This is a genomic window from Cellulomonas algicola (genome assembly GCF_003851725.1).
In the GTDB taxonomy this organism is placed as follows: domain Bacteria; phylum Actinomycetota; class Actinomycetes; order Actinomycetales; family Cellulomonadaceae; genus Cellulomonas; species Cellulomonas algicola.
On sequence record NZ_BHYL01000322.1, the window covers coordinates 1 to 9,840 of the forward strand.

At 76.3% G+C, this 9,840-nt stretch carries 11 protein-coding genes; all 11 read right to left on the bottom strand.

Features of this window, described 5'->3' with window-relative positions; translation table 11 throughout:
• A partial coding sequence (locus CTKZ_RS17770; RefSeq protein WP_307720319.1) for a DNA-formamidopyrimidine glycosylase family protein occupies positions 1-558 on the bottom strand: 558 nt, incomplete at its 3' end.
• 5 nt (positions 559-563) lie between these two features.
• Positions 564-1,355, bottom strand: coding sequence for a ribonuclease III (gene rnc / locus CTKZ_RS17775; protein ID WP_235843543.1), 792 nt, complete (start codon positions 1,353-1,355; stop codon positions 564-566).
• Between the two features lie 46 nt (positions 1,356-1,401).
• The gene (gene rpmF / locus CTKZ_RS17780) at positions 1,402-1,599 is read right to left on the bottom strand and encodes a 50S ribosomal protein L32 (RefSeq protein WP_124344183.1); all 198 of its coding nucleotides are present in this window, start codon (positions 1,597-1,599) and stop codon (positions 1,402-1,404) included.
• A 2-nt stretch (positions 1,600-1,601) separates the two neighbouring features.
• Positions 1,602-2,180, bottom strand: coding sequence for a YceD family protein (locus tag CTKZ_RS17785; RefSeq protein WP_124344184.1), 579 nt, complete (start codon positions 2,178-2,180; stop codon positions 1,602-1,604).
• A gap of 162 nt (positions 2,181-2,342) precedes the next feature.
• On the bottom strand, positions 2,343-2,858 hold the full coding sequence (locus CTKZ_RS17790; protein ID WP_124344185.1) for a hypothetical protein: 516 nt from the start codon (positions 2,856-2,858) through the stop codon (positions 2,343-2,345).
• Positions 2,855-3,349, bottom strand: coding sequence for a pantetheine-phosphate adenylyltransferase (gene coaD, locus CTKZ_RS17795; protein WP_124344186.1), 495 nt, complete (start codon positions 3,347-3,349; stop codon positions 2,855-2,857). The genes CTKZ_RS17790 and coaD overlap by 4 nt, the downstream gene beginning before the upstream one ends.
• A 50-nt stretch (positions 3,350-3,399) precedes the next feature.
• Positions 3,400-4,044, bottom strand: a complete 645-nt coding sequence (gene rsmD, locus CTKZ_RS17800) for a 16S rRNA (guanine(966)-N(2))-methyltransferase RsmD (RefSeq protein WP_124344187.1) — start codon at positions 4,042-4,044, stop codon at positions 3,400-3,402.
• Positions 4,041-5,642 (bottom strand): DUF6297 family protein, encoded by a 1,602-nt coding sequence (locus tag CTKZ_RS17805; protein WP_124344188.1) that lies wholly within the window; start codon positions 5,640-5,642, stop codon positions 4,041-4,043. The genes rsmD and CTKZ_RS17805 overlap by 4 nt, the downstream gene beginning before the upstream one ends.
• On the bottom strand, positions 5,639-6,328 hold the full coding sequence (locus tag CTKZ_RS17810; RefSeq protein ID WP_124344189.1) for an ABC transporter ATP-binding protein: 690 nt from the start codon (positions 6,326-6,328) through the stop codon (positions 5,639-5,641). The genes CTKZ_RS17805 and CTKZ_RS17810 overlap by 4 nt, the downstream gene beginning before the upstream one ends.
• Positions 6,329-6,462: 134 nt before the next feature.
• A complete protein-coding gene (locus CTKZ_RS17815) occupies positions 6,463-8,733 on the bottom strand; it encodes an ATP-dependent DNA helicase RecG (RefSeq protein WP_200829804.1) in 2,271 nt (756 codons plus the stop codon).
• The coding region (locus tag CTKZ_RS17820) for a fatty acid kinase subunit FakA-related protein (RefSeq protein WP_503825974.1) at positions 8,733-9,840 on the bottom strand (1,108 nt) is incomplete at its 5' end. The genes CTKZ_RS17815 and CTKZ_RS17820, both read right to left, overlap by 1 nt.

A 9,840-nucleotide genomic window follows, 5' to 3' on the forward strand; every position in this document is an offset into this window, starting at 1 on the left:
CTGGTCGAGCAGCGCGCGCTTGACCCCGGTGCGGCGGGCGCGGACGGCCTCGACGAGGCGCGCGCGGTCGAGCGCGGGGTCCAGCAGGTCACGGGCGATGTGCGCGACGGGCTCGGGCACCGCGGCGCGGTCCGAGCCGAGCCCGCCGGGCTCCCCGTCGGGTGTCGGCACGAGGTCCGGGACGCTGAGGTGGCCGAACGTCCGCTGGTCGACGAAGTCGAGCGCCGACCCGTCGTCGAACCCGAGCCGCACGCGCAGGTGGGGGTGCCGGGCCGCCTCGTCGAGGCTCGCGGCGTCACGCACGAGCAGCTGCCCGCTCATGCCGAGGTGTGCGAGGAGCGCGTCGTCCTCGCCGTCGAGCAGCAGCCACAGGAACTTGCCGCGCCGCACCGCCGCGTCCAGTCGCCGGCCGGTGAGCCGCCCGCCGAAGTCGAGGGGTCCGGCGACGTGCCGCCGCACGCTGTAGTCGCGGTGGACGGCGACCCCGGTGACCGTCCGGCCCAGGACGTGACGTGCGAGCCCGTCACGGACGGTCTCGACCTCGGGGAGCTCCGGCACCCGCCTCAGCCCTCGACGGACGCGTCCGCGGCGGCGACGGCGTGCTCGTCGGCCGGGACGGGCACGTCCCCCGCGGGGCCGTCGGGTCCGCCGTCCGCGGCCGGCCCGAGCGCCGCGAGCGCCTCCAGGGTGCGGTAGGCGTCCTCGGCGGCGTGCTGCTCGGCGAGCTTCTTCGCCGGGCCGGTGCCCGAGCCGCGCGCCTCGCCCGCGAGGACGGCGCGTGCGGTGAACGTCCGGGCGTGGTCGGGACCCTCCCCGACGACCTCGTACGACGGAGCCCCCAGGCCCAGCGCCGCGGACAGCTCCTGCAACGAGGTCTTCCAGTCGAGCCCCGCACCGAGGCCCGCGGCCGCGTCGAGCGTCGGCCCGACGAACCGGTCGACGACCGTGCGGGCCGTCTCGAGCCCGTGCGACAGGTACACCGCGCCGAAGATCGCCTCGAGCGTGTCCGAGAGGATCGAGTCCTTGTCCGCCCCGCCGGTCGCGAGCTCGCCCTTGCCGAGCAGCACGAACGCGCCCAGGTCCAGGTCGCGCGCGACACCGGCGAGCGCACGCTGCGAGACGGTCGCGGCCCGCATCTTCGCGAGCGCACCCTCGGGCTGGTCGGGGTGACGGCGGTAGAGCGACTCGGTCACGACGAGACCGAGGACGGTGTCGCCGAGGAACTCGAGCCGCTCGTTCGTGGGGATGCCACCGGCCTCGTGCGCGAACGAGCGGTGGGTCAGCGCCAGCACGAGAAGCTCGGGGTCCAGGTGGACCCCGAGCTTCTCGATGAGCCTGTCGGCCGCGGCACTCATCCCGGTCACAGGGCGGTCAGGTGCGTCACGGCGACGAGCGAGGGTGTCAGCGGGCCTCGTGCTCGCTGCGCACGGCCTCGGCGTAGCGACGGCCGTTGTACGCACCGCACGACGGGCACGCGGTGTGCGCCAGCTTGTCCGCCTTGCAGACGGGGCACGAGGTCAGCGTCGCGGCAGTGGTCTTCCACTGCGACCGACGCGCACGGGTGTTGCTGCGCGACATCTTGCGCTTCGGAACCGCCACGGCTAGCTCTCTTTCGTCTCGTCGACCTTGCTCGACAGGCCGCTCAGGGCGGACCAGCGAGGGTCAAGCGTCTCATGCGAATGGTCAGGGTCGTCCGCCAGGCGAGCTCCGCACTCGGAGCACAGACCCGGGCAGTCGGGGCGGCACAGCGGCTGGAACGGCAGAGCCGGCACCACCACGTCCCGCAGCGCGGGCTCGAGGTCGATCAGATCGCCCTCCAGCTCACGCACGTCCTCGTCCTCGTCGCCCTCCTCGACCGCAGCGGCGGCGCGCTCGGGGTAGACGTAGAGCTCCTGGAGGGTGACGTCGACGTCCTCGACGACCTCTTCCAGGCAGCGCACGCACTCCCCGACCGCCCGGCCACGGACGGATCCGGAGACCAGGACTCCCTCCATGACCGCCTCGAGCCGGAGGTCCAGCTCGATGTCGGTACCAGGACGGATGCCGATCACGTCGGTCCCGAGATCCTCCGGGGCACCGACCGTGAGCTGCACGGTCCGCGTCGATCCCGGACGTCGGCCGAGCTCATGCGTGTCGAGCACGAACGGCGAACGGGGATCGAGGTGAACAGGGCGCTGCACGGCCGAAGGTCCCCTCGTCTTGGATCTCGGTCCACGCCACGACCGGCAGGACCAACCGCCAACTCTACGACACGCGACCGGGGGCTCCCAAATCAGCCCCGACCTCGCCCGACGGCACCGGTCGACGGGCTGCTCGACCGGCCGGTCAGCCGGGGCCTCGGCTCAGAGGACGGAGCCCTCCGACCGGTCGTCCGCGCCACCGTCCAGCCGGTCCGCGAGCTTCGCACGACCCGCCTGCACCTGGCTCAGCACCTTGCCGAGGTCGATCTCGAAGTCCGCCAGCCGGCGGTCGCAGTAGTCGTCCGCGTCACGCCGCAGGACCGTCGCCGACTCCTCGGCCTCCTGCACGATCTGCTGCGCCCGCTCGCGCGCCGCCACGACGACGGCCTCCGAGTCGACGAGCTCGTCGGCGCGCTGCCGTGCCTCGGCGATGATGCGGTCCGCCTGCCCCCGCGCCTCGGCCCGTGCCGCGTCGGCGTCCGCGAGCACCTGGTCCGCGCGCGTGAGCTGCGTGGGCAGCACGTCGCGCGCCTGGTCCAGCAGGTCCAGCAGCTCCGCCCGGTTCACCAGCACGGACGACGACATGGGCATCGCCCGGGCCTGCGTCACCGCCGCCGCGATCGCGTCCAGCACACCCGTGAGGCCCTCGGGCCGGGTCGTCGCGTCCTCGTCGGTCATCGTGCACTCCCTCCCGTCCGCGCGAGCGCCGCGCGCACCGCCTCACCGACCTCGGCCGGCACCAGGTCGTCGATCGGCCCGCCGAACCGGGCCACGTCCTTCACCAGCGACGACGCCACGTGCGCGAGCGCCGGGTCGCCGACCACGAACACCGTCTCGACGCCCGACAGGTGCCGGTTCATGAGCGCCATGGGCAGCTCGGCGTCGAAGTCCGCGCCGCTGCGCAGGCCCTTCACGACCGCCGACGCGCCCTGCTCCCGCACGAAGTCCGCGAGCAGTCCGTCGACCGCCTCGACCCGCACGCCGTCGACGTGCGCGAGCGCCGCGCGGGCCAGCGCGACGCGCTCGTCGGCGGTCAGCAGCGGCGTCTTCGACGAGTTGCGCGCCACGGCGACGACGACCTCGTCGAACATCGTCCGCGCACGCCGCACCACGTCCACGTGGCCGAGGGTGAGGGGGTCGAAGGATCCCGGGCAGACGGCTGTGGTCACCCGGCCAGGGTAGGCGAACGGCCGGTGCGCGCCCGTCGGACGCGGCCGGGTCAGTCCTCGTCCGGGCGCGGCGCTCGCCCGTCCGCGGCGTCGCCGTCGCCCGCGGCGTCGTCGGGTTGCCCGCCGTCGTCGGGGGTGCCGTCGACCGGCGTCCGCTCCCCGAACCAGACGACCGTCTCGCCGTAGACGCGCCGCTCGACGCCCTCCCAGCCGGTGGGCCACGTGGGCTCGGGCGAGCGTGACGAGCGCTCGACGGCGAGCACGCCGTCGTCGGCGACGCCCGGTGCGACGTGGGCCAGCACCGTGCCGAGGTCGGGCTCCGCGACGTCGTAGGGCGGGTCGACGAGCACCAGGTCCCACGGGGCGACGGGCCGGCGCTGGACGAACTTCTCGGCGCGCTCGGCGGCCACGGTGACCCCGCGGAGCCCGAGCGTCGCGGCGTTCCGCCGGCACACGTCGGCGGCGTCGCGCGACGACTCGACGAGCGTCACGGCGACCGCGCCCCGGCTGGCGGCCTCCAGCCCGAGCGCGCCCGAGCCGGCGTACAGGTCGAGCACGCGCGCGCCGGACACGACGCCCAGGTGCTCGAGCCGGGAGAACAGCGCCTCGCGGACGCGCTCGCTCGTCGGCCGCGTGCCGCGGCGCGGCACCTGGAGCGTGCGGCCGCCCGCGGCCCCGGCGACGATGCGCGTCACCGCCGCGCCCCGGACTTCTCGGGCGGGTTCTCCTGCGCGTCCATGATCCGCTCCATGAGGGGCCGGGTCTCGATCGACGACGCGACGAGCACCGCGATCACGGAGAACAGCGCCTGCGCGGCGAGGAACACCGGCCCGGTCCGGCCGACGAGGATCGCGATCCACACGGGCAGCAGGCCGAGCACGACGACGTCGGGCCCGCGGGCGAGCACCGCGGCGACACCGCCCGGCAGGGCACCCATGGGCGTCGAGACGAGCGGTCCCGACCAGTCCGGCGCCGAGCGGTACGCGGCCCGGACGGCCGCGGCCGCCCAGACCGGCGTCGCGGCGACCGCGAGCGCGAGCCACCCGACGAGCCGGTCGGCCCACAGCCCGACGGCCGCGAACGCCAGGAGCGACCAGACGAGCATCGCGGCGCCGGGGACGACCATGCGCAGCCGCCGGACCGTCTTCGCCTCGAGCGGCAGGAGCCGGTCGAGCACGGGGGCCATCTCGGCGCGGCGCGCGCCCTCCCCCGTCGCGCTCGCCGCGACGTAGCCGGACACGAGGACGGCCAGGAGGACGCCGAACGGGGACGCGAGCTGCGGGACGACCACGACGATCGCGGGCACGAGCGCCGCGACGAGGAGCTGCACGAGGTGCCGGGTCGAGCGCCGCAGCACCACGAGGTCGGCCGTGACGAGCGCGGACGCGGCCCCGCGCGCGGTCCGCAGCCGGCTGACGCGTCGACGCGCGGACGGCAGCGCGCCGTCGGTGAGCGCGCGGCCGAGCTCGCGCGAGTCGAGCGAGACGACCGCACCGACCGCCTGGGCCGCGACCGAGCCGCTCTCGCGCAGCGAGCGCTCCGGGATGTGCGCCAGGCGGCGGTCGACGAGCACGCCGAGCCCCACGACGAGCACCGCGAGCACGGCGACGACGACCCAGCCGGGCGCGGGCGGCGGGACCTGGACGTCGGTGACGAGCAGGACCGCGGCCGCGGCGAGCGCGGTCACCGCGACGAGGTCGCCCGTGAGCGCGAGCGTGCGGCGCGCGGTACCCGTGGTCTGCGCGGCGGCGGCCACGAGGACGACGGCCGCGGCGACGAACGCGGCGGCGACGGCGACGCGGCTGACGGTGCTGCCGGACTCGGCCAGCAACCCCGCGTCGAGCACCGCGACCAGCACACCGCCGACGAGTCCGGCCACGACCGGCAGGCGCAGGGACGCAGGCCGCAGCAGGCCCCGCCGGTCGACGGGCAGGCCCAGCCACCACGCCGCCTCGGCACCACCGGCCCCGACGGGCCCGAGGCGACCGGCGACCGACAGCAGCGCCCCGGCGCCCGCGACGAGCACGACCGCGACGAGGGTCGACAGGTCGAGCGCCCACCCCGTGACCACGTGCGACGCCGGGTGCACCTCGAGCCGGAGGGTGCGCGCGGCACCGAGCGCGACGAGCACGCCCACGCCGACCGCGATCACCGCGTAGTAGACGTCGGACAGGACCGACCCCAGGTTCGCGCCGCCGCGCGCGTTGCCCGCGTGCGCGGTGTAGCGACGGATGGCCCGGGCGGACGGGACCTCGCCGACGTCGGAGGGCGCGACGGCCGCCTCGTCGCTCACGGGTTCTCCCGGCTGATGACGCGGGCCGCCTCGGCCGGGTCGACCACGCGGCTGACGTCGTCCGAGACGACCACCGCACGGTCGGCGACCGCACGCACCAGGTCGGGGTCGTGCGTCGCGAGCAGCACCGCACCGCCGTCGCGCTTCTCGACGTTCAGGCGGTCGGCGAGCCGGTCGCGCATCGCGCGGTCGAGGCGCTGCTCGGGCTCGTCGAGCACCAGCAGCGACCGCGGGCGCGCGAACCCGGCGGCGAGGAGCAGGCGCCGGCGCTGGCCCGAGGACAGCGCGACGGGCAGCGCGCGACGGTGGTCGGACAGCCCGAACTCGTCGAGCAGCGTGTCGACGACGCCGTCGGCGCCGAGCACGCCGTGGCCGCGCGCGGTGAGGTACAGGTGCTCCGCGACCGTGAGCGCCGGGAAGTACGCGTCGTCGTCGAGCACCGCCGCGACCCGGGTGCGGAAGAGCACGTCGCGCTCGTCGACGGGGTCCCCGAACACGCGCAGGGTGCCCTGCGCGGGCGTGAGCAGGCCGAGGATCGTCTTGAGCACGGTCGACTTGCCCGAGCCGTTGGCGCCGACCAGCGCGACCGCCTTGCCCGGGGCGAGCGTGAAGCTCACCGGCGCGCACACCGGTGCCCCGCCGTAGCCGACTACCAGGTCCTGGGCGCGCACGACGGGCTTCGACACGCCCGCCAGGGTAGACCGCCCACCCGTGCACGCCGCACCGGGGCTCGTCGACGCACCAGCCGGGGTGCGGGACCGCCGCGACGAGCCGCGACGGCGCGTCCGTGGTGACGCCGTCATCCGGCGGGGGCGCGCCCTCAGGTGCGGTCGAGGAACTCCTCGCGGTCCCCCGCGAGCAGCGCGCGGATCGCGTCGTCCAGCGGGGGCCACGACGCGAGCTCCGGGTCGCGCTCGACGAGCGCGCGCGCGTCCTGGCGCGCCTGCTCGATCACGTCGCCGTCGCGCGTGACGCGCAGCAGGCGCAGCGACGAGGACCCGCCCCACTGGGACGCACCGAGCACGTCGCCCTCACCGCGCTGCTCGAGGTCGAAGCTCGCGAGCGCGAACCCGTCCGACGTGCGCGCGAGCGTGTCGACGCGCTCCGCCGCGGGCGTGCCGGGCTCGGCCGTCGACACGAGCAGGCAGACACCCGGTGCCGTGCCGCGCCCGATGCGGCCGCGCAGCTGGTGCAGCTGCGACACCCCGAACCGGTCCGCGTCGAGGATCACCATGACGGTGGCCTCGGGGACGTCGACGCCGACCTCGACGACCGTCGTCGACACGAGCACCGGCACGCGCCCGGACGCGAAGTCCGCGAGCGCGCGGTCCTTCTCGTCGGGCGGCATGCGCCCGTGCAGGACGCCGACCCCGAGGCCGGACAGCGCGGGCTCCTCGGCGAGCTCGGCGGCGACCTCGAGCACCGCGCGCAGCGGGCGGCGTGGGGTGGTCGGCCCGGCGTCGTCCTCGGGCGCGTCCTCGCGGACGAGGTCCGCGTCGTCGGCGCCCTGGTCGTCGTCGCCGTCGATGCGCGGGCACACGACGTACGCGCGGCCGCCCTTGTCGACCTCCTCGCGCACGCGCACCCACGTGCGCGACATCCAGACGGGGTTGTCCGCGGGCACGACGTGCGTCACGACGCCGCTGCGACCCGCGGGCACCTCGCGGAGCACCGACGTCTCGAGGTCGCCGAAGACGGTCATCGCGACGGTCCGCGGGATGGGCGTCGCCGTCATGACGAGCAGGTGCGGGCTGGTGGACGCCTTGGCGCGCAGCGTGTCGCGCTGCTCGACGCCGAACTTGTGCTGCTCGTCGACGACGACGAGCCCGAGGTCCGCGAACTGCACCGTGGCGGAGAGCAGCGCGTGCGTCCCGACGACGATCCCCGCGGCACCGCTCGCCGCGTCGAGCAGCGCGGCCTTGCGGGCCGCGGTCGACTGCGACCCGGTGAGCAGCACGACCCGCGTCGCGGTGTCCGCGCCGCCGAGCATGCCGCCCTCCGCGAGGTCGCCGAGCAGCGCGCGCAGCGACCGGGCGTGCTGCGCGGCGAGCACCTCGGTCGGCGCGAGCAGAGCGGCCTGGCCGCCGCCGTCGACGACCTGGAGCATCGCGCGCAGCGCGACGAGCGTCTTGCCGGACCCGACCTCGCCCTGCAGCAGCCGCTGCATGGGGACGGGACGTGCGAGCTCGGCCGCGATGGTCTCGCCCACCTCCACCTGGCCCGCGGTGAGCGTGAACGGCAGGCGCGCGTCGAACGCGGCGAGCAGGCCGTCGGCCACCGGGGGGCGAGCGGTGGCGGGCTCGGCCGCGGCGCGGGCCCGTCGGCGCGCGAGCTCGGCCTGCAGGACGAACGCCTCCTCGTAGCGCAGCCGGTCGCGCGCGGCCTGCCAGTCGGCCGCGGTGTGCGGCTCGTGCAGGTCGCGCAGCGTGCGGTGCAGGTCCGCCAGCCCGCGCTCCTCGCGGAGCTCCGGCGGGACCGGGTCGACGACGTCCTCGTCGCGCAGCGTGCCGAGGACCGTGCGGACGGCGGCCGCGATCTTCGTCGTGTCGAGCCCCGAGCCGGCCCGGTAGACGGGCCGCGGCCACGACGCGCGCTCGACCGCGACCCGCTCGCCCTCGCCGTCGTCGTCGAACATCTCGTAGGTGGGGTGCGCGAGCTGCAGGTGCCCGCCGAACGCGGAGATCTGCCCGGTGAACAGCCCGCGCCGCCCGGGGACGAGCAGGCGCTCGTGGTGCCGCGCACCGCCGAAGAAGATGAGCTGCAGCTCGGCGCGACCGTCGGTGATCCGCACCTCGAGCCGCGACGCGTTCGTCGACCGCGCCCGGCGCACGACGGCCTGCCGCACGTCCGCGACGACCGTCACGGTGTCCCCGACGCGCAGGCTCGCGATGTCGGTCAGCGTCCCCGGGTCGGCGTACCGGAACGGGTAGTGCCGCAGCAGGTCGCCGACGGTCCGCATCCCGAGCGCCGCGAACGGCTTGCCCGCGCGCGGCGCGACCGACGTCACCGGGGAGTCCAGGTACCCGCCGCGCGGCTCGACGCCGTCGACGTACCGGACACCGCCCTGACCGCCCTGCACCCGCCGCGCCATCAGTCCACCCCCACCCAGAACGCCGCCCCGCTCCGGGTCGGCCCGACGAGCACCGGCTCGAGCCCGCGCGCCGCGGCCGCTGCCTCGACGTGCGCGGACGTCGCGTCGTCGAGCGGGTCGCGGTGGAGCACGGTGAGGCTCTCGCCGCCCGGCCCGGTCAGCACGTCGTCGACGGCCGCGGGCAGCGCGGACGCGTCGTCGACGCGGACGACCCGCAGCCGGCCCAGCGCGCGGACCGCGTCGTGCACCGCCGCCGCCGTCCCGGACGACGACGCCGACGACGCGAACGCGAGGGTCGCGACGACGACGCGCAGCTCGTCATCCGCGTCGAGCACCTCGACGACCGTGCCGGGCCGGTCCGTGAGCGCCTCCGCCCCGACGACGCCCCCGGGCAGGAGCGCGACGTCGGACGCTCCCGTGTCGGCGACCGCCCGCGCGACGTGCGTCGCGGTGACGGGTGTGTCCGGCACGACGAGCACGACCGCGCCCGCCGCCGCGTACCAGGCGGCCAGGGCCGGAGCGGCGGTGCACGCGACGAGCCCCCAGCGGGCCGCGGGCTCCGCGTCGTCGAGGGTCTGCCCGTGCGGGGCGTCGACGAGCCGCACGACGGCCTGCTCGCGCGCCCCGAGCGCCGCCGCGTCGATGGCGGCCGCCGGGTCGTCGGTGTGCACGTGCACGTGCCAGACGCCGTCCCCGCCGACGACCGCCACCGAGTCGCCGACCTCCGCCAGCCGTGCCTGCAGCGGGCCGGCCAGGTCCTCGTCGGCGTCCGCGCGCACGACCAGCATGACCTCGAAGGCCCCGCTCCCCTCGTGGTCCGCGTGCGCGTGGTGCTCGACGGGCGGCAGCCAGGGCGCGGGCGTCGTCGGTTCGGGCGTCCCGGTCACCGCGCGGTGCAGCGCGTCGAGCACCACCAGGAGCGCGCACGCCCCGGCGTCCGGGACGTGCTCACGACGCAGGACCGGGTGCTCGGCGCTGATGAGCTCGAGCGCGGCGCGCGCGTCGTCGAGCACGCTGCCGAGCACCGTCGCGGCGGGGAGGCGCGGGTCGTGGGACGCGGCCCGCGCGGCGACCGTGTCGGCCAGCGTGAGGACCGTCCCCTCGGAC

Coding starts and splice junctions, on each gene's coding strand:
- rnc (WP_235843543.1), bottom strand. CDS start 1,355: ATGAGTGCCGCGGCCGACAGGCTCATCGAGAAGCTCGGGGTCCACCTG.
- CTKZ_RS17790 (WP_124344185.1), bottom strand. CDS start 2,858: ATGACCGACGAGGACGCGACGACCCGGCCCGAGGGCCTCACGGGTGTG.
- CTKZ_RS17815 (WP_200829804.1), bottom strand. CDS start 8,733: ATGGCGCGGCGGGTGCAGGGCGGTCAGGGCGGTGTCCGGTACGTCGAC.